This window comes from Sphingobium sp., assembly GCF_035511395.1.
In the GTDB taxonomy this organism is placed as follows: domain Bacteria; phylum Pseudomonadota; class Alphaproteobacteria; order Sphingomonadales; family Sphingomonadaceae; genus Sphingobium.
In genome coordinates, this window is sequence record NZ_DATKFP010000389.1 from 1 (window position 1) to 26,446 (window position 26,446).

Here is a 26,446-nt window from a genome sequence, read left to right on the forward strand (position 1 = left end):
CTTCGACAGGCTCAGCCCGAACGAGGCGAGGTCGCGTGACATAGGTTTTAAACCGGTTGGGCGTTCCGCCGAACACGGCTTCACGCTGGTCGAACTGATGGTCGTCATCGTCATCATCGGCCTGCTGGCGACGATCGTGGCGATCAACGTGATTCCGGCGACCGACACCGCCCGCGTCGAAAAGGCCAAGGCCGATGTCTCGACCATCGAGCAGGCGCTGGAGCAATATCGGCTCGACAATCTGACCTATCCGTCGGCGACCGATGGTCTTCAGGCGCTGCTGAACCCGCCCGCGTCGCTGGCGCAGCCGCAGCGTTATCGCCGTGGCGGCTATATCAAGAAACTGCCGCAGGATCCGTGGGGACGCGCCTATCTCTACACCGTGCCGGGTCGCCGGGGCGCGTTCGACATCAGTTCGCTGGGCGCCGATGGCCAGCCGGGTGGCGAGAATGAGAATGCGGATATCTTCTCCAGCGAGCTTTGACTTGCTCTCCGTTCGCTTCGAGCGTGTCGAAACGCGGTTGCGTCACCGTTTCTCGACTTCGCTCGAAACGAACGGTCGTGGGGAAGCGGCTTCACAGTCATGAAGGGTTCCGCCCAACAGGGCTTCACAGTCATGAGGCGTTCTGCCCAACAGGGCTTCACTTCTGTGGAGCGTTCCGCCCAACAGGGCTTCACTTCTTTGGAGCGTTCCGCCCAACAGGGCTTCACGCTGTTGGAACTGATGGTCGTGCTGACGATCATCGGCTTCATTTCCGCTGCCGTCGTGCTTGCCATTCCCGACCCGCGCGGCCGGGTGATCGAGGACGCCGACCGCTTCGCCGCGCGCGTTGCCGCCGCGCGCGACGAAGCGGTCGTTACGTCACGGCCGATGGGCCTTTGGGTGTCGGCTTCCGGATATGGTTTCCAGCGCCGCGAGGGCAGCCAATGGACGCCGCTGGAGGACAAGCCCTTCGTCACCGCCAACTGGAAGAGCGGTACGCGTGCGCTGGTGGGCAAGGATGGCCGCCAGCAGATCGCCTTCGACGGCACCGGCCTGCCGACCGATCCATTGACCGTGACCCTCGCTCGCGAAGGCGAGCGCGTGTCTGTGACCGTCGACATGGCGGGGAAGGTCATGGTCGGTGGCTAGTGGATCGGGCCGAAGCGAGGCAGGCTTCATGTTTTCGGAGCGTTCCGCCCGACAGGGCTTCAGGTCTTTGGGGCGTTCCGCCCAACAGGGCTTCACGTCTTTGGGGCGTTCCGCCCAACAGGGCTTCACGCCTTTGGAGCATTCCGCCGAAAACGGCTTCACGCTGCTGGAAATGCTGGTCGCGCTGGCGGTGTTCAGCCTGGCCGCGCTGGCACTTGTCCGCTTGCAGGGGGTGACGCTCCACACCGCAGCCGATCTCGACAGCAAGGCGATGGGCCAGATCGTTGCACGCAATCTCATGGTCGAAACGCAGACCGATCCAGCACCGCCCTCGATCGGCGAGGAGGACGGCGAGGTCGAGAATGGCGGGCGCCGCTGGCACTGGAGTCGCACCGTCCGGGCGACCGACGACAAGCGGCTGTTGCAGATCGACCTCACCGTCGACGGCCAGCCCGGCGCTTCCCCGGTGGTGCTGAGTTTCGTGCGGGTGACGGAGTGATGGATATGGATCACTCCCACGGAGGAAGCGGAAAAGGCTTGGAGCCTTCGCAGCGTTCCGCCGAACACGGCTTCACGTTTTCTGAACGTTCCGTCGAACACGGCTTCACGTTGGTCGAACTCCTCGTCGCGCTGATGATTTTTGCCATGTTGGCGGCGGCGGGGGTGCTGTTGCTCGGCAACAGCGTGTCTGCGCAGGCGCAGGTCAAGGCGCGGCTGGACGACATGGCGGCGGTACAGCGCGCCGGCGGCGCACTGGCCGGCGATCTGGGGCAGGCGGTATCGCGCATCACCCGGACCGAAGCGGGAACGCTGGCGCCGGCCTTCTGGGCGCATGATGATGGCGAGGAACAGCCGGTGATGCAGTTCGTGCGCGGCGGTTGGGACAATCTGGGCGATCTGCCGCGTCCTTCCTTGCAGAAGGTCGAATATTGGGTGCGGCAGGGCCGACTGGAACGACGTACCTATGCGCAACTGGACGGCGCGGCGGGCGATGATCCGGCGGCGCTGCTGGAGCATGTCGAGGCGGTGAAGCTGCGCTTCCGTGACATACAGGGCGAGTGGCGCGAGGAATGGACGCCCAGCCAGCCCGACCTGCTGCCACGGGCGGTCGAGATGACGGTGACGCGGACAGGCGAGCCGCCGGTGACTTTGCGCTTTCTCGTCGCGCCCGGACCTGCGGAAAAACCTCTCGAAGGGGAGGGGGGGACAGGTGCCTGATCCACGCAAATCGAGTGAACAGGGTGCGGCGCTGCTGACCGTATTGCTGCTGGTAGCGGTGATGGCGGTGGTTGCCGCCGGCGCGCTGGAGCGGCTGGCGCTGGCGACGCGGATGACGGGTAATGGCGGTGCGGTCGATCAGGCACGCGCCTATGCCGATGCCGGGACCGAGATCGCGCGATTGCGGATCGGCGATCTGGTCGCATCCAATCCGGCCCGGATGACGCTGGCCGGCGGATGGCTGGGGGCGCCGCAGGCCATTCCGGTGCCCGGCGGCGTCGCGACCGCGCGTGTCATCGATGCGGGCAACTGCTTCAACCTCAACAGCGTCGTGAGCGGCCAGAGCGAGGCGGCGCTCAAGGTGCGCCCCGTCGGCGTCTCCCAATTTCAGGGATTGCTTCAGGTGCTGGGCGTCGATGTGCGGCAGGCGCAGGCGGCGGCGGCCAGCCTTGCCGACTGGATTGACAGCGACAGCGTGCCGCAACCCGGCGGCGCCGAGGATGACTATTATGCCAAGGGCGAGCGCCCCTATCGCGCGGCGAACCGCATGATGGTCGATCCCAGCGAATTGCGCGCGGTGGCCGGGATCACGCCCGCCATTTATGATCTGGTGAAGCCATGGATCTGCGCACTGCCGGTCACGGATCTGTCGCCGATCAACATCAATACGCTGCTGCCCGATCAGGCTCCGCTGTTCGCCATGCTTCTGCCGGACGAACTGAGCGTCGCGCAGGCGAGGCAATTGCTGGCGCAGAGGCCTGCGGACGGCTACGGCAGCACGGTGCAATTCTGGGCCTTGCCTTCGCTCGCCGGCCTGTCGCCGATGACCGAGGTTTCGGAACAGGTGAAGTTGACGACAGGATTTTTTGGAGTGGACGTTTCGGTGGACGTTGGGGGAACGCAACTGGTGGAGCGGGCGCTGATCGACGCGCGGCAAAGCCCGGCGACATTGGTGCGCCGCAATTGGGGAGCAGGCGCATGAGCAGCCGTGACGCCCTGATCATCTTCCTGCCCGAAAGGGAGGAGACGTCCGCGCGCTGGATGCGCGTGATCGATGGCGCGTCGGTTCGGTCGGGCGAAGGCGCCAACTGGCTCGCGGCCTGCGGGATCGTCGCGCTGCCGGAACAGGCGCGCGTGCTGCTGGTTCCGCCGGCCGCATTGGTGACGCTTCACTGGATCATGCATCCCGACCTGCCGGTGCGGCAGGCGCGAGCGGCCTCGCGCCTTTCCGCGCTGGCCGCCGGATTGCTTCCCGCGGATCGGCTTTTCGCCGCGAGCGACGAGAATGACGATCCGACAAAGCCCCATATCGTCGCGATCGCGAGCCGCGCGGACATGCAGCACTGGCTGCTCTGGGCGCAACATCATGGGCTGGATCCTGACATCATCGTGCCCGCCGCCCTGTTGTTGCCGGAGCCGGAAAGCGGCTGCTTCGTTCGCGGTTCGATCGGCGGCGATGCGGTGCTTCGCAGTGCCGATATGGCGCTGACGGGGGACATGGCATTGGTTCAACTGGTCGAGGATGCAGCCATCATCGATGCGGCGCCGGGCGCCATCGAAGGGCGCGCCATCGCTGCGCTGGACAAGGCGCCGCTGGACATGCGCCAGGGCGATTTTGCCAAGCGGGTGCGGCGCGCCATCGACAAGCAGGCGGTCGGTCGCATCGTGCTGTGGACCGGGCTGATCCTGTTGATCAGCCTGCTGATCGCGCTGGTGACGATTGTTCGCCAGAATATGGAGGCGAGCCGGCTCGATCACGACAGCCTGGCGCTGGCGCAGCAGGTTTTGCCCAATGCCGGCGACGCCGTGCAGGCGCAGGTGGAGATGGAAGGGCGACTGGCGGCGCGCGGCGCGGGTGGCCGAGCCTTCACCGCGCCGGTTTCCGGCCTGCTCGCCGCGATGCAGGATGCACCGGGCGTGGCGCTGATCAGCCTGTCGCGCGATCCCGACGGCATGGTCCGCGCGACACTGGCGGCGGCCAAGGCGGACGACATCAACACGGTCCTGCTGGCCGTACAGGCGGCAGGCTTCACGATTACGGCGACCCCATCCCAGGATCCGGGTGGGCGGACTCTGGCGGATATCACGGTGCGGTCATGATGGAACGGATAGCCACCTATTGGGCGGAGCGATCCGTCCGCGAACAATATATGCTGGGCGTTATGTTCGCGCTGCTCGCCGGGGTGATCCTCTGGTTCGGCATCGCCATGCCGCTCGACAGGGCGCAGAACAGCGCGCGCGAAGCGCTGATCGAGGCGACCGACCGCAATGCCGCCATCCGATCGGCGGTGAAGCAACTGAAATCGCTGCCGCGCACGCCAACGTCGAGCGGCCCCGCAGTGCCGCTCGACCAGTTTGTCGGGCAGGGCGCAGGCGAGGCCGGGCTGACGCTGGAGCGGGCGCAGGCGCAGGGCAATGACCGGATGGATATCGCCATCGCCTCGGTCCGCCCGATCGCGCTATTTTCCTGGTTGGCGCAACTGGAGGCGCAGGGCGTACGTGTCGAGACGATGAGCGCGCGGCCGTCGCCCACGGCAGGCAGCGTGTCAGTACAGGCGGTGCTGGTGCGGGGCGAAGGGCAATGATGAGCCTGCATCTGTCACGCCGCAGCCGGATCGCGCTGATCCTTGTCCTGTTCGTCGGTTTGCTGCTTTTTTTCCCGATGCGTGTTGCGCTCGGCCTAGCCGGGTTGGAGAGGCTGGGAATTGCCGCGCGAGAGGTGCGTGGCACGGTGTGGAGCGGCCGGATCGACCAGTTGATGCTGGGCAATATGCCGCTGGGCAGCGTGCGGGCAGGGCTGTCGCCTATCTCCTTGCTCATGGGGCGCGCCCGTTTCGACATCGTCCGGACCAGAAGCGTGGCGGACGATGTCACGGGTGCGCTAACTGTCGGTTTTGGCCGCCTTGGGGTCGATGACGTGACGGGTGCCGTGCCGCTCGGTCGCAGCTTCGCGCCGTTGCCGGTGGGCAGCCTGACGCTGGAAGATGTCAGCGCCTACTATAGTGGCGATCGCTGCGGTCATGCCGAAGGGCGGGTGCGGGCACGGATGGCCGGGCAGTTTCCGGGGCTGAACCTGTCGCAGGGTTTGTCGGGCGCGATCGCCTGCGACGGCGATGCGCTGCTGTTGCCCCTGGTCAGCCAGTCGGGCCTTGAGAAGATCAATCTGCGCATATGGCGCTCTGGTCGATATGTCGCGGAAATGCGTGTCGAGACAGCGGACCCGACACTTACCGGCGCTTTGGCACAGGCGGGTTTTGCCGGCATCGACAATGCCCAGGTGCTGAAGGTCGAAGGAACGCTGTGATCCTGCCGGTTGCGGCGCTGATCGGTGCGCTGGCCGGCGCGATCATCGGCAGTTTCCTGGCAACGCTGATCCTGCGCTGGCCGCAGGGACGCAGCGTCATGCGCGGCCGGTCGGCCTGCGATGGATGCGGCCGGACGTTGACGGCGCGGGATCTCGTCCCAATGGTGAGTTCCCTGCTGAGCCGGGGGCGGTGCCGTACCTGCGGCGCGCGGATCGATCCGTTGCATGGTCGGGTTGAGGCCGGATGCGCGATCATTGGCGCGCTGGCGTTGGGCTTCCGGGCCGATTTGGGTGGTGCAGGCTGGATGCTGCTTGGATGGTCGCTGCTGACGCTGGCAGTGCTCGACTGGCGGCATTTCTGGCTACCCGATGCGCTGACGCTGCCGCTGGCCTTTATGGGACTGACCGTAGGCTTGTGGACGACCGACATCCCGTTGGCGGACCGGATCATCGGCGCGGCGATCGGCTATGGCGCGCTGCTGGCAATCGCGATCGGCTATCGGGCGTTACGCGGACGAGAAGGGCTGGGATTGGGCGATGCCAAGCTGCTGGGCGCACTGGGCGCCTGGTTCGGCTGGCAGGCACTACCTTTCATCCTGCTGATCGCGTCTACAGTCGGGCTGACGGCCATGCTGGCGACCGGACAGGCGCGACAACGGACCGCGCGCGTTCCGCTTGGCACCTTCCTGGCGTTGGCGGCCTTGCCGGGATGGCTGACCGCTTCGCTATTTATGGGGTAAATGGTCGGGGAGACAGAAATCAAACCAGCGCAGATTGCGCTGATAGACGTTCAGCCGATGGGCCGGTTGTCTTGTGATATGTTCTTCGTCTGGAAACACGAAAACGTCGACGGGGCTATTCGCAGAGCGCAGCGCATAAACGGCCTCGAGAGCAGGGATGAGCTCCCCGTCTGCTGATTGAATCAGCGGGGGAAAGGCCACGCGCTCGGCGTTGCGGGAATAGGAGATCGCAGCCCAAATGTTCGAACCTGTTTCCGGCGATGTCGGCCAGCCTACGCGCTCATGTTGCTTTTGAATGGCTGTACCCAGAAGCCAAGTTTGTGAGGGCTCTCAGCGGCAGCCGCTGATGGAGGCAGCCTTGAACATCTTGCTGTGCACGGCGGCAAACTGGGTTGTCGTCGCTCCGTCGCTGAGGCCGGTAATGCCTACCTTGTCAGTATCGACCAGGCCTGCCGTAATAAGCTGCGCAACCTTGGTTTCGATGGTCGACAACATGCTGCGTCTTGTGACGAAGCCCTCATTGTCACGCCTTTGCCATTCGAGCGGCGTCAAACCCTTAGTTGGGAATGGAGATCGCGGTCGCTCGATGCTCAGGACAAGATAGCCAGCGCGCGCGAACAATTGGATGGGAAACTCGTCGCCCGTGCCTCCGCGGAGGAAGCCCCGGGTCGCATATTGCGTGACAATTAGCGGATAGCGGCGGCCAGCTTTGAAATCGGGCGGATAGATGAGATCACCGAAGCCGTCGATGCCCATGGCGTTGGTCCATTGCAGCCGTTCAACCCGACCCAGCTTGATCGATCGATAAGTGGGGTTGGGGTCGAAAATGCTCTGGGCCGTACCCTTTGCCAGATTGATCCGATCAATAAAACGGGGACGATTAGAGGCTTCCCGCCCACATGCGACATCGTCACCCAGACCTGTACATCCCATGAGAACGTCGGGCGTTGCGAACAGACGGACAGGCTTATCCTCGCCGCCTTTCCATTCATAAATTGCGGTCATGCTGCGGGCCCAGCCTTCCCGGCGAACATAGCGAATCCGGTCCGATGGCGTGATCCATGGCTGACCATCGAATTGCGGACCGTTCGCACCTCGTGAACTTAAATCGATGGCTGAGCGTCCTAAAAGGGTCGACTGCGGCACCCAACCAAAGAGAACGTAGACGCAAACGATAGCTCAAGATCGGGTTGCATCAAACGAGCGCACAGCCAATGATCCCGTGGTGCAAACGAACGATGGCCCAACAGACCCCGAGCTCATCCGCTTCCTGCGCGAGGAACTGGGCGGAGACGTCTCACCTGACGAAGCAGCTTGGGAGCATGTGGGCCCTATCTGGTTGTGGCGCGGGGAAGGCAAGGATGGCCAGCCCTCATCGATGTCGTGGCATTTTCTGACGATCGACGGAGACGTCGGCGAAGCCATCCGTGTAGCATCGTCTGGCCACTCAGCGGCTTGGGGATCGGTCTACGTAGAGGCTGGTATCGGCAAAACGTGTTGGCGCACATCGGTCTTTCCGAGCAAGGCCCGGCAAGGCTACATGCTGCCCATCAAGGCGAGTGTGAGAAAAGCAGAAAAGCTGGCCGAGGGCGACGTGATCACGGTACGCATTACCCTATCCAAGGGACCATCACGCTAGAAATGAGCGCTCGGCCTGAGGGAAGTTGGTCCGCGCAGTTCTTATCAGCTTGGTGACAACTTCTCTAGACGGCTCCATCCGCGCGCTTCGCTGCTCGACAGTCGCGATGCGCGAAGATGGTTTGTTTCGGCGTGATCCGACATTGCCAGCATTGCTCCAGAACGGCGCAAGTTGGTCGATAGTGTTGAAAAACTCGCGGGACGGCCTCAGGCGATGTGGAGCACGCACCACTCAGGTAATTTGTGCAGGCCGTACGTAACGATGCGCCTATTCTGAATGGTTTTACGGAATAATGTTGCCACGCATGCCCGCGGCAAATGGCTCGACGGAGTTTTTCAACACTATCGGTCAACACGCGCTTGAAAAGCAGACCCGCTGCAGTCGGGGATCGAAAATCTGGCTCTGAGCGTCCGGCGTGGGTCGTCATTCCAAATATGAGGCGTCCGGCTTCGGCTTCTCGATACCCTCTATAGAAACCAGACCTGTCGCGATCTCATGACCATGGTATTTCAAGACGATGACAGTCAGGCCCTCAACCACGGTGGTGCTAATCGCGCCCTCACTCTCAAGGAAATCCAAGATTGATCGCAACTCTGCTCTAGACGTGCGGAGTTGGATCATCTCAAATAATGCTGTGAGCAAGCGCTCGTTTGTTCCGCCGCGCAGGGGGCCATCAAGTAGCTGGAGGATGGTTAGCGCACGATGAGCGCTTAAGCCCTGACGAATTTCATCTGTGTGGTTAGCGATCATGGTCCAACCTGTTAAAGCGGGTTGGGGTGAGTACAAGCGGCCAATGACGGTATCGGTTACTGCCTGTCTGCACTTGGGATTGAGAAATCTCCGGCTGAATATTTTGGATGGGTCGGAGCATATTAGCGTCGGGCCACTCCGATCAGCGCGGTTGATGGGACGGACAGGATAGGGCGCCCCGCCGCCATTCGCCGAACCTCGGCGACAACATCTGCTTTTTCCTCATCGCTAAGACTGGTCCAGTCGGGTGACATGCCGAACAATGTGTCAGGATCATCTAGGGCCGTGACCTCGAGTGCATAGTCATGGGTGACGCGCTCGATGTCTGGATCGCGATAGCCGGCGGCGATCATCTCGCGGGCGAAGTCGTCTGGGTCGCTCAAAGCTCCAACCGCTTCCGGCATTGCCATGCTGTCGCGACCGGGGAAAAGGTCCCGGCGAATATTACCCAGCAGCAGGAAGGTTGCTGCGCCACGTCCCTGCCAGGTCGCGACAATGCCATGCCCGCCTGGACGCGTAACCCGTGCCATTTCGGCTAGCCCCTTGCGCCAGTCGGGGAACATGATGACACCGAAAATCGAAAAGACGGCGTCGAACACCCCGTCCGGCAGCGCGAGCGCCTGTCCATCCATGGCACGGGCTTCGACATTGGGTAGCTCCGCTGCCGCGATACGGGCCACCATCCCCGGCGAAAAGTCGGTCGCTAGCACCTGTGCGCCTGTTCGGGCGGCCGCCAGCGCTAGCGCCCCGGTGCCGGCCGCGACGTCCAAGACACGACTGCCAGGCCCCAACCTTATCCGGTCCAGCGCGGCCTCGGCATAGCGCGCGGTGAAGGGATGGGCCGTCTTTTCATAATGCTGCGCCGCCATGTTCCAATGGTCAGGGTTCTCGAACTCTCGCATTTCCTATGCTCCGCGAATCATGTAACATTATGAGTATCGTGAAATATCGGACTTGCCAATCGGGGCGGTCATGCAAAAGATCGGGTCGTGCGTAACGATAGTCGTCTCTCGCGGATGCTTCATGTGCTGCTCCATATGGCGCGGCATGAAGGGGCTATGACGTCCGAGACGATTGCGGGGATGCTAGGCACTAATCCGGTGGTTGTCCGCCGCACCATGGCCGGGCTGCGGGACGCAGGATATGTGCGCTCCGAAAAAGGGCATGGCGGCGGCTGGGTTATCGCAGTGGATCTGGAGACAGTCTCGCTCCTAGACGTGCATCGGGCGGTCGGTGGCCCACGTATCTTCGCTATCGGCAATGAGCATTCTCATCCTGAATGTGCAGTCGAGCAGACTGTCAACGAGGCATTGGCGGATGTGCTGGCGGATGCAGAGGCGCTACTGGTCGCCCGGTTAGGGGCGTTGAAACTCGCTGAACTGGCCCGAAACTTCGATGCGCGATGCGCAATGGAGAGGGAAGGTGCGCCCTTGGGTTGACCGCCCCCCTTTGCGCAAGCGGACGGTCTGGTCATTGGGATCCATAATTTAGCGCTGAATGGCCGATTTGGGTCGGTGATGAATCTCGTTGCTTCACGCGCCTTTCCCCCCGGCATCGCGCGAAAAACCTGCTGCGAGATGATCGATGAGCGCCCGGACGGCCGGTGGCAGGCCTCGCCGTGTGGTAAAGACCAGATGCACGATGCCCCGCTGTCCGCGCCAGGCCGGCAAGACGCGCACCAGTGTTCCCGCATCGAGAGCCGCCCGACAGACATGATCCGGAAGGATCGCTACCCCCAGCCCATCAACGGCGGCTTTGCGGACGGTAGCCATGTCCTCGCACCCGATGCGCGGCTGGACCCGGAGGACATGGCTGCGACCGTCGTCGGTCTCGAGATGCCATTCCAGATCGTCGGCGGCGTCATGGGTGGCAAGGGCCGGGAGCGATGTCAAATTCTCGATGCTGCCTATCTGGTTTGCTATTTGAGGAGCCGAGACGAGGATGCGGGTCGATATCCCGAGCGATCGCATGGTCAGTGCGGCGTCGCTGGTGAAGCTGGCCCGCACGCGAAGGGCGACGTCGATCCTCTCCTCGATAAGATCCACCGGACGGTCCGTGGCAACAAGCTGGAGCCGCACTTTCGGATACCGGTCCAGAAAGGAAGAGATTAGGTCAGAAATAGGCTCCAGCATGCCGGTCGGGCAGCTGAAGCGAATGCGACCATGGGGCTCAGCCTGCGCCTGCATGACCAGTGCCTCCGCCTGTTCCGCTTCCGCCAACATTGCGCGGCATCGCTCATAAAAGGCTTGCCCCGTGTCGGTCACACGAAAGCGCCGGCTGGATCGCTCGATTAGGCGGAGGCCCAGACGTTCCTCCAGCCCTGCAATGCGACGGCTCAGCTTCGACTTGGGTTCGCGCAGCGCACGGCCCGCCGCCGCGAAGCCGCCGTGGGCCACCACCTCGGCAAAATAGGCATAGTCGTTGAGATCGATCCGCATCAGCGTTCCTCCTGTGGAACGCTCAGTGCCATATTTGCTGACTACAGGCATCATCGTTCTCGCTGCATCTAAGAGGGGCACCGGCGCTCAGCCGGAAAACTCAAGGAGACAGACGATGACGAACAGATTTGACAACCAGGTGGTGGTGGTAACCGGCGGGACCAGCGGCATCGGCCTTGCCACCGCGAAGGCCTTCGCAGCCGAAGGAGCATCGGTGTTCATCACCGGGCGCCGGCAGGAGGCTCTGGACGCGGCGGTCAAGCAGATCGGCGGTCGCATCACGGGTGTCCGTGGCGACATGTCCAATCTCGCCGACATCGACCAACTGTATGACGCGGTCCAGCAGAAGCACAGCCAGATCGATGTCGTGTTCGCCAATGCCGGCGGCGGCGAGATGGTGGCGCTCGGGTCGATTACCGAAGAGCATTATCAAAGCACGTTCGACACCAATGTGAAGGGCGTACTGTTTACAGTGCAGAAGGCGCTGCCGTTGCTGAAGGATGGAGCATCTGTGATCCTGACCAGTTCGACCACGAGTGTCTCCGGCACGCCAGCCTTCAGCGTCTATTCCGCGACGAAGGCGGCGGTGCGCAGCTTCGCTCGCAACTGGATCCTCGACCTCAAGGATCGCCGCATACGCGTGAATGCGGTGAGTCCTGGCGTCACCGACACTGCCGGCCTCAACGAACTGTTTGGCGGCGGTGAGCAGGCCGAGGGTACGAAGGATTATCTCGCCAGCCTGATCCCCGCGGGTCGCGTCGGTCAGCCCGAAGAGATCGCCAGGGCCGTACTGTTCCTGGCCTCGGCGGATGCCAGCTTCGTCAACGGTGTGGAGTTGTTTGTCGATGGCGGGCAGGTCCAGATCTGATCAGCGTTAACCGAGGTCGGATGGGCATGCGTCCATCCGGTTTCCGCCTAACCTCCCACAGAACGAACAGAATAGCCGCCGGTCCGCATCTAAGAGCGAGATATTGCGCGCTGAACGACCGGGAAGGGGCGGACCCACCATGAAGCGTTTTCCCCGCGGCCATTACGGCCAACTGGAGACGTGTCATGGGATTGTCAGAATTCGATCCTGCCGCTCGTGATCGAGTGTCGTGGAATGCAGGACGCAAGGTAGGTGCGAAGCGAGCGCTCAAACCCTGTCAGATTTGGGCCATCCGCTTCTTCCTGGATCAACATGGCGGGCTCTCTTCGATCTCTCCATCGATAGCAAACTGCGCGGCTGCGACCTGATGAAGATCAGGATCAGCGACATCGTTTGTGATCGGAAAAATCGTACGCGAGCCACGGTCGTTCAGCAAAAGACCGGAAGGCCAGTCCAGTTCGAATTGATGGACGATGCTCGCGCTAGCCTCCTCAAATGGCTCGAACTGAGAGGGGGCTCTTTAGAGGATTTGGCTTTCCCCAGCCGCACCGATCATGCTGCCCACATAAGCACGAGACAATATGCCCGCCTTGTCGACGAGTGGGTTACAGGAATTGGCTTGCCCAGTGAAGATTATGGTACCCATTCGCTGCGGCGGACCATGGCATCGATCATCTACAAGGCAACGGGAAATCTTCGCGCGGTCCAGATCCTACTGGGGCACACAAAGATTGAAAGCACGGTCAGATATCTCGGAGTGGATGTAGAGGACGCACTGACATTGGCGGAGGGCACGGAAATCTGAGGTTGCCTGGCTCCTCGCCGATGCGAGGAGCCAGGACCTATTTTGCGGCTGCTACGCGCCATTTCTTGCCGCGAGTGGTGCCATTTGCACTTCCAGAAACCGGACGTTCGTACATCATGTGTTGGATGAGACGAACCACTCGCACAGCTCCAAGGAATCAAAGCTGCGCGGAGGCTGGTGTGCTGTCAGCGCCGTTCGCCTTCCCACCCACGAGGCATATGGTCGAGAAAATACTAGAAAAAGTACTCCGCCGTTCTATTATGCCGCCATTATATAGGAGGGGGAGAGCAGGCCATGCGCGTTCAGCGTCGGGACATGATGAAGGGCAGCGCGCTCGCATTGGCGGGTCTGGCCGCTCCGGGTGGCGCCAGGGCAGCGGAGGCCGCCGGATTCGGTCTCATGGACCTGCGCGTGTGCGGTCTCACCGCGCCGCTGGCGATCGGGCGGCTTCAACCGCGCTTTTCCTGGCAATTGGTCAGCAATGACGCAACCCTGACGCAGGGCGCCTACCGCATCATGGTGGCGCGGTCCGAAGAGCAGCTGACCGCCGGGCGCAATCTGGTCTGGGATAGCGGGCGCGTCCCGTCGGCCAGCACCTTCGACATTCCCTTTGACGGCCCGGCCGCGACCTCGCGCTCACGTTTCTGGTGGTCGGTCGAGGCATGGGATGCGGACGGCAAGCGCAGCGTTCGCAGCAGCCCCGCCATGTGGGAGACCGGCCTTGCCGATCCGGCCGACTGGTCCGCCCAATGGCTGGCGAGCGAGGATGCAGATGCCGCGCTGGACCGGCAGGCGGGATTGCATTGGATCGACGGGACAGACCGCATCCCGGCGGACGGCATGCGCTTTTACCGGACGGTGCTGAGTGCCACCCGGGGCGAGGGCGGCGTGCTGCTGCTCAGCTGTCCGGGGTTGAAGGGGGTTTGGCTGAACGGCAGGCCGGTCAAGGCCGAAGATGCCGATCCGGTCAGCTGGACGACCATGGCGACCTACCGTCTGGCGCTGCGGCCGGGGCGCAATGTGATCGGCGTGTCGCAGGGCCGCTATGTCAGCTATAATGTGCCCGGATCGCTGCTCGCCGCCATCGTCCGTATTACCGACGCGCGCGGGAACAGCCGCCGCCTGACCAGTGCGACGGGGTGGAAGGCCAGCCTCTCAGCACCCGATGACTGGGCGGCCACCGCCTTCGACGACAGCGCCTGGCCTGCCGCGGTGGAAGCGAAGAAAAAGCCGGTGGGCGAACCCTGGCCCGCCTATCCGGCCATGCATTTGCGGCGCGGCTTCGATGCCGCCAAGCCCGTGCAGAGCGCCCGCCTCTACGCCACCGCGCTGGGCTGCTACGAACCCTGGTTGAACGGCGGGAAGATCAGCGACCGGCGGATGGCGCCGGAATCGACCGACACCAGCAAGCGCATCCTCTATCAGGCCTATGATGTCACCAGCCTGGTGAAGCCGGGCGGGAACATGCTGGGCCTTTGGGTTGGGGATGGCTGGTATGGCAGCGAGTTCACCGAAGGGGCGCGCTTCGTCTTCGGGCCCGCGCCCTGTCGCGTGCTGGCGCAGCTGGAACTGACCTATGCCGACGGTCCGACCGAGACGATCGGCACGGGCGATGGCTGGACCACCGCGCCTTCCGCGATCCTGTCGTCGGAAATCTATGACGGCGAAGTCTATGACGCCCGACGCGAGCAAAGCGGCTGGGCGCTGCCGGGCGCATCGGTGGAGGGCTGGCGCGCCGCCGAGCGCGCGCCGGTGCCCGATATCCCGGTCGAGCCGCAGGTGGCGCCGCCGATCCGCGTCACCCAGACCATCGCGCCGGTCACCATCACCCAGCCCAAGCCGGGCGTCCACGTCGTCGATTTCGGTCAGAATTTCGCCGGATGGGCACGGCTGCGGACGCAGGGCGCGGCGGGCACGAAGGTCGAGATGCGCTTTGCCGAGATATTGCTGCCGAGCGGCGAGGTCGACCAGTCCAACCTGCGCACCGCCTTCGCCCGTGACACCTATATCTTGAAGGGCGTGGGTGAGGAGGTCTGGGAACCGCGCTTCACCTATCATGGCTTCCGCTATGTCGAGCTGCACGGCCTGCCCCATGCGCCGACGCAGGAGACGCTGACGGGGCTGGTCGGCCATAATGATCTGCCTGTCACCGGCGCCTTCCGCATCGGTGATCCGGTGATCGCGAAATTCTGGCGCAATTCCACCTGGAGCCAGCGGTCCAACTTTTTCGGCCTGCCCACCGACTGCCCGCAACGCGACGAGCGCCTGGGGTGGATGGGCGATGCCGCCGTCTTCTGGCCCGCGGCCGCCTATAATATGGACGTCGGCGCCTATACCCGCCGCTTCATGCAGGATGTCCGCCATGGCCAGACCAGGGCGGGTGGCTTTCCGGACGTGATCCCGCCCTTCATGCCCAACAGCCAGAGCAGTTCGCCCGGCTGGGCCGATGCCGGGGTGATCCTGCCCCACACCGCCTGGATGCATTATGGCGACACCGGGATCATCGCCGAGAATTGGGAGGCCATGAACCGCTACATGGCCTATATATTGGAGCGGAACCCGGATCATCTCTGGAAGAAGGCGCGCGGGTCGGATTATGCCGACTGGCTGGCGGTGGACGCCAAGCAGCCCGGCGACGCGACCACGCCGAAAGCGCTGATCGGCACCGCCTTCTGGGCGGCGGATGCGCGGATGATGGCCGACATGGCGGCCGCGATCGGCAAGACGGCGGACGCGGATCGCTATCGCGCGCTGTTCGGGGCGATCCGCGACGCCTTCCTCAAGGAATATGTCCAGCCCGACGGCCAGATCGGCAATGGTAGCCAGACCAGCTATATTCTGCCGATCCGCTTCGACCTGCTGCCGCCGCCGCTGCGGATGGAGGCGGGGCGCAGGCTGGCCGCCAATATCGCGGCGCGGGGCGGCAAGCTGTCGACGGGGTTCCTGGGCACGCCCCATATCCTCGACGCGTTGGCCGACACGGGACAGCAGGAGACGGCGGTGGCGCTGCTGCTCCAGCGCTCCTATCCCAGCTGGGGCTATATGGTGGAGAATGGCGCGACGACCATGTGGGAACGCTGGAACAGCGACGGCGGCGACCGGACGATGAACAGCTTTAACCATTATGCCTTCGGCGCGATCACCGACTTCCTGTTCCGCCGGATCGCAGGCATCGCCCCGATCGAGCCGGGTTTCCGCCGGGTGCGCGTGGCGCCGGTGTTCGACCGCAGGCTGGGGAATGGCGGCGCGGACTATGGCTCGATCGCGGGCCTCATCAAGACCGACTGGCGCTATGAGGGCGAGGTGCTGACCCTCTCGGTCGAACTGCCGCCCAATGTGCAGGGCGAGGTGGTGCTGCCCGGCGCGCGCCGTCAGATCCGCATGAACCGCAGGCCGCTGGCGGCATCGCGGCGGGTCACGGAGGAGAAGGGCCTGACCCGGATCGTCGTCGGGCCGGGGCAATATCAGTTCACGGTCGCGGCATGATCGCTGCCAATCCATTTGTGAAACCGGGAGAATGAAGGTGGTTCGTTTTTCACGCCGCGCGGTGCTGGCATCGGCCACCATGTTGGCCCCGGTGGCACCAGCCTGGGGCGCATCCGGGCCGCGTTATCGCGATGCGCGCGCGCCTGTGGCCGACCGGGTGGCCGATCTTCTGGGGCGTATGATCCTGGAGGAAAAAGTTGCGCAACTCTGTGCGCTGTGGATGACCAAGTCGAAGATCATGGATCCGGAGACCGGCGCCTTCTCGCCTGAAAAGGCGGCCGCGGCCATTCCGCACGGCATCGGCCAGATGTCGCGGCCGTCGGACACGATGGGCACGACGCGGTTCATGACCGATCCCTATCGCACCCCGGAGGATGCGGTCGCCTTCATGAACGCGGTGCAGAATTATGCGGTGGAGCAGACCCGGCTCGGCATCCCGCTGCTGTTCCATGAAGAAACGGCGCACGGGTTAGCCGTGCAGGACGCCACCAATTTCCCGATTCCTCCCGCGCTGGGTAGCACATGGGACCCGGATCTGGTTGAGCAGGTATTCACCGTCATTGCGCGGCAGGCGCGGATGCGCGGCGTGACCGTTGGCCTCAGCCCGGTGGTCGACCTGATGCGCGATCCGCGCTGGGGCCGCAGCGAGGAATTTTTCGGCGAAGACCCCTATCTGGTGGGCGAGATGGGCACGGCGGCGGTGCGAGGATTGCAGGGTCGCACGCGCCCGATCGGCAAGGATCGGATCTTCGCGACACTCAAACATTATGTGCATGGCACGCCGCAGGGGGGCATCAATATCGCGCCCGCCGACATGTCGAAACGCACGCTGCGTACCACCTATCTGCCGCCGTTCAAGGCCGCGATCAAGGCGGGCGCCGCGCTTATCATGCCATCCTATAATGAGGTGGCGGGCGTCCCGGCGCATATGGACCGGGCGCTGCTGCAGGATGACGGCCGCAAGCTGATGGGTTTCCAGGGCAGCTATTTCAGCGACTATCATGGCATCGAACGGCTGGCGAGCGCGCACCATGTCGCCGCCGACAAGGACGAGGCTGCGATCCTGGCGATCAAGGCCGGGGTCGACGTCGATCTGCCCGACGGCAGTTGCTATGGCGGGCTGGCCGCTCTGGTGCGCGCCGGGCGCGTGCCGGAGGCCAGTATCGACGCGGCGGTGGCGCGAGTCCTCGCGCTGAAGTTTGAGGCCGGGCTGTTCGAGCAACCCTATGCCGATCCAAAGCGCGCCGCGCGCGTGCTGGATGATCCGGCGGCGGCTGCGCTGGCGCGCAAGACGGCGGAAAAGGCGCTCGTGCTGCTCAAGAATGACGGCATATTGCCGCTCGATCCGCAAAAGCCGCTGAAACTTGCCGTGATTGGCCCCAATTCGGCGCAGGCGCTGCGTGGCGGCTATGCCGGAGCGCCAAAACATACGGTCAGCATTGTCGAAGGGCTGCGTGCTGGATCTGGCAAGGCGGTCACGATCGAACAGGCGGACGGCGTTTGGATCGACATGCCGGTGAAGCCGGGTTGGCGGCCGGAAACCGCGCCGATCCGCCGGGTGAAGGACAGCGACAACAAGGCGCGGATTGCCGAGGCCGTTGAAGTGGCGCGCCGGTCTGACGTCATCATGCTGGTTGTGGGCGATAATGAGCAGATCACGCGCGAAGCAGTCGTATCAGCATTGCCGGGCGATCGCAGCACCTTGTCTCTGTTCGGCGATCAGGACGCGCTCGTCGAAGCAATGTTGGCACTGGGCAAGCCGGTAATCGGGCTATTGCTCAACGGCCGCCCGCTGGCGGTGAACAGGCTGGCGGAGGCGGCCAATGCGCTGGTCGAGGGCTGGTATCCGGGCGAGCAAGGCGGCCATGCTGTCGCCGACATGCTGTTTGGCCGGGTCAATCCGGGCGGCAAGCTGACCGTCAGCTTTCCCCGCTCCGCAGGCGAACTGCCCGCATGGTATGACCGTCAACCGACCGCCGATCCCTATCCCTATGTGGAGGGGAAGCGGCAGCCGCTCTTCCCCTTTGGCTATGGTCTCAGCTACACCAGCTTCACCCTGTCAGAGCCCCGACTGTCGCAGCCGAAGATCGGAAGGAACGACCCCTTTTTCGTCGAGCTGGACCTGACCAACAGCGGGGCCAGAGCTGGAGATGAGGTGGTGCAGCTTTATGTCCGCGACGAGGTCAGCTCGGTACCGCGGCCGATGCTGGAACTCAAGGCCTTCCGCCGGATCACCCTCAAACCGGGCGAAAAGCGGACCGTGCGGTTCGACCTAACGCCCGACAGCCTGGCCTTCTGGGACAGCGAGATGAACTGGACCGTCGAACCGGGCATTTTCACCATCTCTACAGGCAACAGCTCGGAAAAACTCAGTCAGGTGAAGCTGACCGTCGCCTGATGGGTCGGCCATAAAAATGAAAGAGAGGTATGCCGACATGAAGATGATCCGATCTGTTCTGCTCCTTTCGCTCCTATTCGCGGGCCTGCAGGGTCAAGCCCACAGCGTTGAACCGGTCACGCTACCAGCACCGGAAGTGGTGCGTATCTGGCCAAGCGCTGCGCCTAGAACGTCGGACTGGAAGATCAAGGAAATCAATGTGCCGTTCAAGGACAAGAACGGCAAAGCGGCACGCATAGTCACCAATGTCACCGATCCCACGCTGACGGTCATTCGTCCGGCGGCGGGCAAGGCGAACGGAACGGCGGTGATCGTATGTCCCGGCGGCGGGTTCCAGATCCTCGCCTGGGATCTGGAAGGGCTGGAAGTGGGCCAATGGCTGGCCGACCGCGGGATCACAGCCTTCGTCCTCAAATATCGCGTGCGGCCGAACATGACCCTGCCCAACCCCGGCGCGGGCGCACCGCGTCCCAAGGGTGCCGATTTTGAAAAGACCACCAAGGCGCTGGCCCCCTATCGTCACATCGCGATGGCCGACGGTCTTCAGGCGGTGCGCTTCGTGCGCGAAAATGCCCCCCGCTATAGCGTGGCGCCCGACAAGATCGGGATCATGGGCTTTTCGGCCGGCGCGATGACGACGATGGCGGTCGTGCTGGAAGGCAGGGGGCCGACCCATCCCGATTTCGCCGCGTCAATCTATGGCGGGATGGAAAACAAGGCGCCCGGCGCTGATGCGCCGCCGCTGTTCGTCGCCGCCGCACAGGACGACAACCGCCACCAAGAGCGTCGACCTCTTCCAAAAATGGTATGACGCCAATCTGCCGGTGGAACTGCATCTTTACGAGAAGGGCGGCCAAGGCTTTGGCCTGCGGCCGCAGAATCTGCCCAGCGACGGCTGGACGACGGCGTTCGAGACATGGCTCATGACCCATGACTTCATCCGCGCCGGTGCAGCGGTCGCCCCATAAGGCCGGGCCAAATCTAAGGAATGAAGGCTGGCGCAAGCGGTTACTCCATCAACCAGGCGTCGGAGTTTGGGCCCCAGACTGGTCACCGGCTGGATAGAAGTTTGTATCAAAATCGCGATTTAATGGTCCGGAACTGCCGAATAGAGGCTTATCACCGAGGGGCTCAGTTCGGCTCAAAGGCTTCGTCGGCATCTTAGGAGTTCGACATCACGGTCTGCAATCGGCCATCTTGGGCATCCAGAATGGGAAAGCAGACGAACTGCACCTTGGAACGAAAAACCAAGGCATTCCGTTCCGTCCGCAGCTTCACTGAGATTGCAGCCCTCATTGCCGAAGAAAGCGCGGTCACGTCCGACAGCTTTCTCACCGCATTTGAAACGGACCTCGATGGCGTCAGGGTCAGCCGCGACGACGAGGAGCGCACCGGCCAAACGCCTGATGCGACCGAGGTTCAGCTCGCGGTCGAGTTGATCGTCACGACGCTTTTCGATGTTCTGCGGGACAGCAGGCTGGAGAAAGTCGCGGGACGCATCGCATGGGGCATCGTCCACAGTTTTCACCGCGTGAGCGATCAGGCAGCGGGACAAGCCGACGGCGCAGCAAGGCAGATGCGTGACCTTCTCCGGCAGGCTGATGGAAGCGAAATCCACGCCGTAGAGCTGGAGCGCGCGCACGAGGAACTGGCATTTCTCGACGAGGCATCGGACGCACTGGCCTGCATGCGGGACCATGCCGCAGCGGTGTATCATAACGAAACCGGCAGGCCCTGGTCCGCACCGAAGGCGACGCTGGTTTCCTCCAAGCGGACAGCGAGCGTCATCAACGGGACGGATTATCTGGCCGCGCGGCGCCAGCGCCGGATTGGGCAGCATCATCCTGTGGCTCGACCCGGACGAGGAGGCCACCGCCATCAGATTTTTTAATCGGTTTGTCGTGAGCCTTTAGTGAGGTCAGCACGCCGTCGGAAAGCATAGTCCTTCATCTCCGCGTTTGACGCGGCGAGACGAACAACATTTCCGCCAAAAATGTGTTGTTTCACCATTCCACCTCGAATCCTGGTGGCGTTCTATGGTGACACATCCAACCCACTGAAAACAGTAGATTTTCACCCTGGACCTCATGGGTACATATGAGTTGTTTTGAGGTAAAAAGTGGTCGGGGAGACAGGATTCGAACCTGCGACATCCTGCTCCCAAAGCAGGCGCGCTACCAGACTGCGCTACTCCCCGGCCGCCGCAGCCCTTAGCTTTCTGCCGGGACAAAGCGCAAGCGAAATTCGTCTTCGCGGCAAAGAACGATTAAACAAATTGTAAACGGTGCAGGGGGAACGAAATACTCCCGAACAGATTTTGCTTCGCTCTCCTCATCTTCTGCCGGTTTTGTGCCGCTCCCCGGGCAGGGTATGGGACAGGAATTCCCTTCGACATCGGCGAGGCGTCGATTGCACGACCGGTTGGCGATGACGGATGGATGAACTCAACCAGCAGCACGGCGGGATGCTCTTGGGTGGCCCGTCGTCTTTGACGATACCGTCCTGGGGTGGATGCATTATCGACTACAACATGGCGCTCTGGGATGAGCCTTCCGCTCAAGAGGGCGAATTGTTTATCTGGCCCCACTAGGCGCGCGCCGTTGTCGCTACCGTCAGAATCTGAAGGTCAGATAGCTGGCTGCGTAGACAAGATCCCGACCCGGCTTGAACTTTTCCGACACGTCGCCGTAGATGGTGTAGAAGCCCAGCGTCATGAAGGGATTGAGGGCATATTGCCCGGCGGCGGTTACGCGCTTGCCGAAAAAGCGACTGTCGCTTTCGTTGCCGCGCCGCAAGACCTGACCGCCGAGCGAATAGACGCCGTCATGGATGGAGGTGCGCCACAGGCCCGCCGCGGAAAAGTCGAGTTTCAGCCGCGTGGTCGGCTGGAGCGACAGCATCGGCTGGATGATGGTCAGGTTGTGCGGGCCAAGGTCGCCATTATAGGTCAGCGGCTTTGGAAAGAGCGGTGCATAGGTACCGATCTTTCCGTCATTCGGATTCTTGTCGCCGGACCCCACATCGACCCGCAGTGCGAGTTTGGGTTTCCATCCGCCCTGCCAGCCGTGGGCAAGTGTACCGGTGACATAATAGGCGTCGATGTCGAGATCGCCGAATGCGCCCCATTGGCGGATCGTCTCGACATCGATGCTCCAGGCGTCGCGTTTCCCCGCATAGCGCAGCGACAGGGTGTGGCGCCGGTCGCGCGCGGCGGGTTCGCTGTCGAAGGCCAGGCTGGCGCGATCCGACGATACGAACAATGCTTCGGCCCGTCCGGTGCGTGTATCGCCGCCGAAGCTGCGCCCGGCATGAAAGCCGGTCAGGTCATAATCATGGTTGGTTTCGTCATCGAATGTGCCCAGCTTCTCCAGCACGGCATGGCCGGTCAGGAAACCGCCGTCCCATTTGCCCATGGTCCCCATCACACGTAGCAGGTCGAGCGAGCGCCGCGTATTGGCGCCTTCGCGCATGTCGAAGACGGTCTGGTTGCCTATGCCGATTTCCTGACGGCCGAGCCGGGCGGTTATCCGGGCCGGGCCGACGGGCACATGCGCTTCGACGAAGGCCTGGTTGAAATCGAGGCGGCCTTCCTCGATCGGGGCGACGACCGAATCCAGCCCGGTGCTGGTCGCATGTTCGAGGTCAACGAAGGCGCGAAACAGGCCTTCGACCTGAAGATCGCCCCAGATACGGGTGCGCTGCTGAAAATTGCCGTCATCGTCCTGCGGACCGCGTCCCCACCGTTCGCCCAGCCGTAGTTCGGGGCGCAGGCGCAGTTCGCCACCCAGCGTCGCATAGGTCTTGCCGACGATCGGCAGATATTTGAGGCGCGTCCACAGATTGGCGTCACGTATGTCGCGGAAGCCCGAATAATCCTCGTCATGATTGATCGGACGGAAGGCGGGCTTGGGGGGCTTGGGCCGATCGCTGTTCTGCGAGGCCGGCAGTTCCGCCGGCTTTTGCGCCTCTTCGGCCTGCGTCGCCGGCAGCGTCGCGGCAGGTGCGGCCTGCAAGGCGGCGGCGGACAGGGTGTGCGCCATGATGGTGAACATAGATACTCTCCCGAAATGTCGGTTATTTTTGAAGGTCGATCAGGCGGTTGCAGTGCGTGCGGACCGCGCCATGGCGGACTGGAGCAGATGGACTGCGATGCCGAAGATCAGTCCCCAGAAGGCGGAGCCAAGGCCGGCCAGCGTCATGCCTGACGCACTCACCGCGAAGGTGACGAGCGCCCCGTCGCGACCCTGTTCGGTGCGCAGCGCGGTGCTGAGCGAGCCGGCGACGACCGGGAACAGGGCAAGGCCGGCGAGCGCTGCGATCAGCGGCTTGGGCAAGGTTGCGAACAGTGCCAGCACGGTGGCGGCGAATGCGCCGAAGACCAGATAGGTCACGCCGCCCGATATGCCGGCGACATAGCGGCGTGCCGGATCGGGATGGGCATCGGGACCAAGGCAGATGGCGGCGGTGAATGCCGCGAGATTGAGGCCGTGGCAGCCGAAAGGCGCAAGCGCGATCGAGGCGAGCGCGCTGGCCGAGACGATCGGCCGGGCGGCGGGCTTTTCATAGCCCGCTGCACGCAGAACGGCGATGCCGGGAAGAAATTGGCCGGTGAGAGCGACGACCGCCAGCGGCAGCGCGATGCTGGCCAGGGCCGCCCAGTCAAAATGCGGCGTCGTCCATACTGGCACGGTGAGCCGGGGCGCCCCGATGTTGCCGGACAGGCCACCGATCATGGCTGTCAGCGCCAGACCCGTCACCAATACGGCCACAACGGCGTAGCGCGGCGCGATAACGCGTCCGGCGAAGAAGGCGGCGATCATCGCTATCACCATCACCGGAGCAGTCGGGACGGCGCCGATCATGTCGATCACGAAGCGGAACAATATGCCCGCCAGCATCGCGGCGGTGATCGCTGCCGGGAGCAGCCGCATCAGCCGGTCGAAGGCGCCGGACAGCCCTACCAGCAGCACCGCGAGATTGGCGACGATATAGGCGCCGATCGCAGTGGCGAAATCGGTTTGCGGCAGCATCGTCACCAGCAACGCAGATCCCGGCGCCGACCAGGCGACCACGATCGGCACGCGCCAGCGCCAGCTCAGCATGATGCCAAGGATGCCGCTGCCGATCGAGATTGCCCATATCCAGGATGCAACAAGCGTTGGTTCCAGCCCCTGAGCGGCCTGGAATATGATCACCAGCGGTCCCGCAAAGGATATGGTGGTGGCGATGATCCCGGCGACAATGGCCGGGATCCACGATGTCTGCCGAACGGTCATGATGGTCCCGATCACGCCGCGAGGGCGTAATTGTCCTGAGCGACCTGCTGGCGGCGGCTCATCATGAAGACCGCCGTGGCCAGTACCGAGACGAGGCCGGGAATGGCAAAGGCGACGAAATTGAGTGCCATCGGCAATTGCGCGGCGAGCAGCAGTCCGCCCAGCATCGGTCCGACGATCGCGCCGACCCGGCCCATCCCCGACGCCCAGCCGAGGCCCGTAGAGCGTACCGAGAGGCTGTAGAACTCCGCCACGCTGGCGTAGAGCAGGATCTGTGTCCCCGTAGTGCCGGCTCCGGCGATGAAGATCAGCAGATAGAGGATCGGCATCGGACCGTTCAGGCCGAGCAAGGTGATGCACGCTGCGCCCAGCAGGAAATAGGCCATGACCACGCGCGGCAGTCCGAACCGGTCGGCGAGACGTCCGCCCACAATCGCCCCGAACATGCCGCCGAAATTGAGCGCCAGCAGGAAGGACAGGCTGGAGCCGAGGCTATAGCCCGCGCTGCGCATCAACTGCGGCAGCCAGGAACCCAGCGCATAGACCATCAGCAGGCAGCAGAAGAAGCAGAGCCACATGGACAGGGTGCCGACCGTCCGGTTGTGCCGGAACAGTTCGGCGACCGATGCGCGATCCGAGGTCGCCTCCTGATAGACGAGCGGCCCATCACCGATCGGTTGTGTCGACAGGCGTTGCAGGATGGCGCGGGCCTTTGCCTGTTCGCCCTTGCGGATGAGGAAGCCGGCTGATTCCGGCAGGCCGCGCAGGACCAGCGGCAGTAGTAAAAGCGGAACCGCTGCGGCGAAGAACATGGCCTGCCAGCCGAATAGCGGCAGCAACCAGATGCCGAGGCCCGCCGCCACCATGCCGCCTACCGCGTAGCCACTGAACATCAGCGCGACGAGCGTGCTGCGCATCCGCTTGGGTGCATATTCATTGGTCAGCGCAACGGCGTTGGGCATCAGCCCGCCGCAGCCGAGGCCGGCGAGGAAGCGAAGCGCGCCGAACATGGTGGGCGTCGTCGCGAAGCCATTGACGAAGGTGGCGGTACTAAACAGGACAAAGCAGATGGCGATGCAGGTCTTGCGGCCGATCCGATCGCCCAGCGGGCCGAAGAACAATGCGCCCGACATCATGCCGAACAAGGCCCAACTTGCCAGCGAGCCAGCCTGTGGCGCGGTAAGTTGCCATTGGTCCATGAGTTGTGGCAGGACGACGCCGTAAATAAAGACATCATATCCATCGACGATCAGCAGGATCGCGCAGGCTATTATGATCTTGAGATGAAGACTTCCGAACCTGGATTCGTCGATGTGACGACTTATATCGATACCCTGCATATCGATTCCTCTCCCTTATTTGATGGGCATGATTTCCCGGAAAAGTGAAGGATATGCAGGGGCGCGCCAAATACCGTTTAAGTCCGATTGAAATACGCAATGGGTATGGACGGCGCTGTCGGGTGATTATAATTCCTCGTTGAGCGCCGTCGGCACCTCATAGCCCCAGTCGGCATATTGGCGGGCGATGACCGCGGCCATAAGCGCCAGTTCGGGCGAGCGGTCGCCGGGTCGGTGACTCATGATGATAGGGGATGTCGCTGGCTCCACCAGGTCACGGAAGGCGACGTCATGGCTGCGCGCCCGGTGCACCGATTCCGGGACGATCGCCATCCCTTCCTCCGCGGCGACCAGGCCGATAGCGATCTGGAGTTCGCGGGCTTCATGGACGATGCGCGGTTCGATCGCATGGTCGCGGAACAGGGATATGACCTGGTCGGCATAGCTGGGCCGAGGCGCGCGCGGATAGATGATCTGCGGTTCGTCGGCAAGATCGCGCAGCGAGATCGGGCCGTCGCCTTGCGCCAGCGGATGATCGACCGGAAAGGCGGCGACCAGCTTTTCGTTGCGCAGGATGATGCGGCGCACGGCTGGATCCTCGAACCTTATGCGGCCAAAGCCGACATCGATGCGGCCGTCCTTGAGCGCGGCAATCTGTTCGAGCGTGGTGCTTTCGACCATGACCAGTTCGACATTTGCTGCGACCTTGCGAAATTCGCGGATCAGTTCGGGCAGGCGCGCATAGATGGTCGAGGCGACGAAGCCGATCACCAGGCGTCGCCGCCGGCTGGTGGCGGCCGTCTTCACCATCGCTTCGACATCTTCCATGCGCGCCAGAAGTTGCAATGCCTGCGCATGGAGCAGCCGTCCCACATCGGTCAGCCGCAGCGGCCGGCTCGCACGATCCAGCAGCGGCGCGCCGACATGAGCCTCCAGTTGCTGGATGGCGCGGGACAGCGGCGGCTGGGCAATGTGCAGCCGTTCGGCGGCGCGGTTGAAATTGCCCTTATCCGCCACCGCCACAAAATAGCGCAGAAGGCGCAGATCGATCA

General features: G+C 63.2%; 27 protein-coding genes, 1 tRNA gene and 1 pseudogene. 19 read left to right on the plus strand and 10 right to left on the minus strand.

All coding sequences use genetic code 11. The annotated features are described in order from the left end of the window. Nucleotides 1-40 precede the first annotated feature (40 nt). From gspG to VMR39_RS26220, 9 genes are all read left to right on the plus strand, one after another. Nucleotides 41-484, plus strand: coding sequence for a type II secretion system major pseudopilin GspG (gene gspG, locus VMR39_RS26180; RefSeq protein WP_325420856.1), 444 nt, complete (start codon nt 41-43; stop codon nt 482-484). 198 nt (nt 485-682) lie between these two features. After that, on the plus strand, nt 683-1,132 hold the full coding sequence (gspH, locus tag VMR39_RS26185) for a type II secretion system minor pseudopilin GspH (RefSeq protein ID WP_325420858.1): 450 nt from the start codon (nt 683-685) through the stop codon (nt 1,130-1,132). 100 nt (nt 1,133-1,232) lie between these two features. Further along, nucleotides 1,233-1,631, plus strand: coding sequence for a type II secretion system minor pseudopilin GspI (gene gspI, locus VMR39_RS26190; RefSeq protein WP_325420755.1), 399 nt, complete (start codon nt 1,233-1,235; stop codon nt 1,629-1,631). Between the two features lie 5 nt (nt 1,632-1,636). After that, complete coding sequence (gene gspJ, locus VMR39_RS26195) at nt 1,637-2,350, plus strand: type II secretion system minor pseudopilin GspJ (RefSeq protein WP_414712598.1); 714 nt, start codon at nt 1,637-1,639, stop codon at nt 2,348-2,350. Next, nucleotides 2,343-3,332 (plus strand): type II secretion system minor pseudopilin GspK, encoded by a 990-nt coding sequence (gene gspK, locus VMR39_RS26200; RefSeq protein ID WP_325420759.1) that lies wholly within the window; start codon nt 2,343-2,345, stop codon nt 3,330-3,332. The genes gspJ and gspK overlap by 8 nt, the downstream gene beginning before the upstream one ends. Continuing rightward, on the plus strand, nt 3,329-4,450 hold the full coding sequence (gene gspL / locus VMR39_RS26205; protein WP_325420761.1) for a type II secretion system protein GspL: 1,122 nt from the start codon (nt 3,329-3,331) through the stop codon (nt 4,448-4,450). The genes gspK and gspL overlap by 4 nt, the downstream gene beginning before the upstream one ends. Then, nucleotides 4,447-4,935, plus strand: coding sequence for a type II secretion system protein M (locus VMR39_RS26210; protein WP_325420763.1), 489 nt, complete (start codon nt 4,447-4,449; stop codon nt 4,933-4,935). Before gspL ends, VMR39_RS26210 begins: the two co-directional genes overlap by 4 nt. Then, complete coding sequence (locus tag VMR39_RS26215; protein ID WP_325420765.1) at nt 4,932-5,654, plus strand: type II secretion system protein N; 723 nt, start codon at nt 4,932-4,934, stop codon at nt 5,652-5,654. The genes VMR39_RS26210 and VMR39_RS26215 overlap by 4 nt, the downstream gene beginning before the upstream one ends. Continuing rightward, nucleotides 5,651-6,394: an A24 family peptidase gene (locus VMR39_RS26220; RefSeq protein ID WP_325420768.1), complete on the plus strand. Its 744-nt coding sequence runs from the start codon at nt 5,651-5,653 to the stop codon at nt 6,392-6,394. The genes VMR39_RS26215 and VMR39_RS26220 overlap by 4 nt, the downstream gene beginning before the upstream one ends. Here VMR39_RS26220 and VMR39_RS26225 read toward each other — a convergent pair. Both VMR39_RS26225 and VMR39_RS26230 read right to left on the minus strand, forming a co-directional pair. Further along, complete coding sequence (locus VMR39_RS26225) at nt 6,380-6,595, minus strand: prolyl oligopeptidase family serine peptidase (RefSeq protein WP_325420770.1); 216 nt, start codon at nt 6,593-6,595, stop codon at nt 6,380-6,382. The two genes, VMR39_RS26220 and VMR39_RS26225, sit on opposite strands and share 15 nt — an antisense overlap. Before the next feature lie 129 nt (nt 6,596-6,724). Further along, nucleotides 6,725-7,399, minus strand: coding sequence for a hypothetical protein (locus tag VMR39_RS26230; RefSeq protein WP_325420772.1), 675 nt, complete (start codon nt 7,397-7,399; stop codon nt 6,725-6,727). Nucleotides 7,400-7,616: 217 nt separating this feature from the next. On the opposite strand from VMR39_RS26230, the gene VMR39_RS26235 reads away from it, so the two are divergent. Continuing rightward, the gene (locus tag VMR39_RS26235; protein WP_414712599.1) at nt 7,617-8,033 is read left to right on the plus strand and encodes a DUF1905 domain-containing protein; all 417 of its coding nucleotides are present in this window, start codon (nt 7,617-7,619) and stop codon (nt 8,031-8,033) included. 423 nt (nt 8,034-8,456) lie between these two features. Here VMR39_RS26235 and VMR39_RS26240 read toward each other — a convergent pair whose 3' ends face one another. Together VMR39_RS26240 and VMR39_RS26245 are read right to left on the minus strand one after the other, a co-directional pair. Then, entirely contained in the window at nt 8,457-8,783 is a 327-nt protein-coding gene (locus VMR39_RS26240) for a hypothetical protein (protein ID WP_325420776.1), read from the minus strand. Between the two features lie 122 nt (nt 8,784-8,905). Beyond that, the gene (locus VMR39_RS26245; protein WP_325420778.1) at nt 8,906-9,685 is read right to left on the minus strand and encodes a class I SAM-dependent methyltransferase; all 780 of its coding nucleotides are present in this window, start codon (nt 9,683-9,685) and stop codon (nt 8,906-8,908) included. 87 nt (nt 9,686-9,772) lie between these two features. Between VMR39_RS26245 and VMR39_RS26250 the strand changes: the two genes are divergently transcribed. Then, nucleotides 9,773-10,222 carry an Rrf2 family transcriptional regulator gene (locus VMR39_RS26250; RefSeq protein ID WP_325420780.1) on the plus strand — a complete coding sequence of 150 codons (450 nt, stop codon included), beginning with the start codon at nt 9,773-9,775 and terminating at the stop codon, nt 10,220-10,222. A 93-nt stretch (nt 10,223-10,315) separates the two neighbouring features. Here the strand turns inward: VMR39_RS26250 and VMR39_RS26255 are convergent, their stop codons facing one another. After that, nucleotides 10,316-11,221, minus strand: a complete 906-nt coding sequence (locus VMR39_RS26255) for a LysR family transcriptional regulator (RefSeq protein WP_325420782.1) — start codon at nt 11,219-11,221, stop codon at nt 10,316-10,318. Nucleotides 11,222-11,336: 115 nt separating this feature from the next. Here VMR39_RS26255 and VMR39_RS26260 point away from each other — a divergent pair, with 115 nt between their 5' ends. The 7 genes and pseudogenes from VMR39_RS26260 to VMR39_RS26290 all read left to right on the plus strand — a co-directional run bounded on the left by VMR39_RS26260 (nt 11,337) and on the right by VMR39_RS26290 (nt 20,669). Then, the gene (locus VMR39_RS26260; protein WP_325420784.1) at nt 11,337-12,089 is read left to right on the plus strand and encodes an SDR family NAD(P)-dependent oxidoreductase; all 753 of its coding nucleotides are present in this window, start codon (nt 11,337-11,339) and stop codon (nt 12,087-12,089) included. Nucleotides 12,090-12,274: 185 nt separating this feature from the next. Beyond that, nucleotides 12,275-12,894, plus strand: a pseudogene (locus VMR39_RS26265) (tyrosine-type recombinase/integrase). Nucleotides 12,895-13,188: 294 nt separating this feature from the next. After that, nucleotides 13,189-16,380: a family 78 glycoside hydrolase catalytic domain gene (locus tag VMR39_RS26270; RefSeq protein ID WP_325420786.1), complete on the plus strand. Its 3,192-nt coding sequence runs from the start codon at nt 13,189-13,191 to the stop codon at nt 16,378-16,380. A 31-nt stretch (nt 16,381-16,411) separates the two neighbouring features. Next, nucleotides 16,412-18,778, plus strand: a complete 2,367-nt coding sequence (locus tag VMR39_RS26275; RefSeq protein ID WP_414712600.1) for a glycoside hydrolase family 3 N-terminal domain-containing protein — start codon at nt 16,412-16,414, stop codon at nt 18,776-18,778. Between the two features lie 199 nt (nt 18,779-18,977). Further along, the gene (locus VMR39_RS26280) at nt 18,978-19,589 is read left to right on the plus strand and encodes an alpha/beta hydrolase (RefSeq protein ID WP_325420790.1); all 612 of its coding nucleotides are present in this window, start codon (nt 18,978-18,980) and stop codon (nt 19,587-19,589) included. Nucleotides 19,590-19,602: 13 nt separating this feature from the next. Then, entirely contained in the window at nt 19,603-19,746 is a 144-nt protein-coding gene (locus VMR39_RS26285) for a hypothetical protein (protein WP_325420792.1), read from the plus strand. 242 nt (nt 19,747-19,988) lie between these two features. Continuing rightward, complete coding sequence (locus tag VMR39_RS26290; protein WP_325420793.1) at nt 19,989-20,669, plus strand: hypothetical protein; 681 nt, start codon at nt 19,989-19,991, stop codon at nt 20,667-20,669. A 229-nt stretch (nt 20,670-20,898) separates the two neighbouring features. Here VMR39_RS26290 and VMR39_RS26295 read toward each other — a convergent pair. Continuing rightward, nucleotides 20,899-20,975 (minus strand) — tRNA-Pro (locus VMR39_RS26295). A 237-nt stretch (nt 20,976-21,212) separates the two neighbouring features. Between VMR39_RS26295 and VMR39_RS26300 the strand changes: the two genes are divergently transcribed. Then, nucleotides 21,213-21,368, plus strand: a complete 156-nt coding sequence (locus VMR39_RS26300; protein ID WP_325420795.1) for a hypothetical protein — start codon at nt 21,213-21,215, stop codon at nt 21,366-21,368. 22 nt (nt 21,369-21,390) lie between these two features. Here VMR39_RS26300 and VMR39_RS26305 read toward each other — a convergent pair whose 3' ends face one another. From VMR39_RS26305 to VMR39_RS26320, 4 genes are all read right to left on the minus strand, one after another. Beyond that, nucleotides 21,391-22,830, minus strand: coding sequence for an alginate export family protein (locus VMR39_RS26305; protein ID WP_325420797.1), 1,440 nt, complete (start codon nt 22,828-22,830; stop codon nt 21,391-21,393). A 39-nt stretch (nt 22,831-22,869) separates the two neighbouring features. After that, nucleotides 22,870-24,054, minus strand: a complete 1,185-nt coding sequence (locus VMR39_RS26310) for a benzoate/H(+) symporter BenE family transporter (protein WP_325420799.1) — start codon at nt 24,052-24,054, stop codon at nt 22,870-22,872. An 11-nt stretch (nt 24,055-24,065) separates the two neighbouring features. Further along, on the minus strand, nt 24,066-25,394 hold the full coding sequence (locus VMR39_RS26315) for an MFS transporter (RefSeq protein ID WP_325420801.1): 1,329 nt from the start codon (nt 25,392-25,394) through the stop codon (nt 24,066-24,068). 126 nt (nt 25,395-25,520) lie between these two features. Further along, nucleotides 25,521-26,444 (minus strand): LysR family transcriptional regulator, encoded by a 924-nt coding sequence (locus VMR39_RS26320; protein ID WP_325420860.1) that lies wholly within the window; start codon nt 26,442-26,444, stop codon nt 25,521-25,523. Nucleotides 26,445-26,446: the final 2 nt, after the last annotated feature.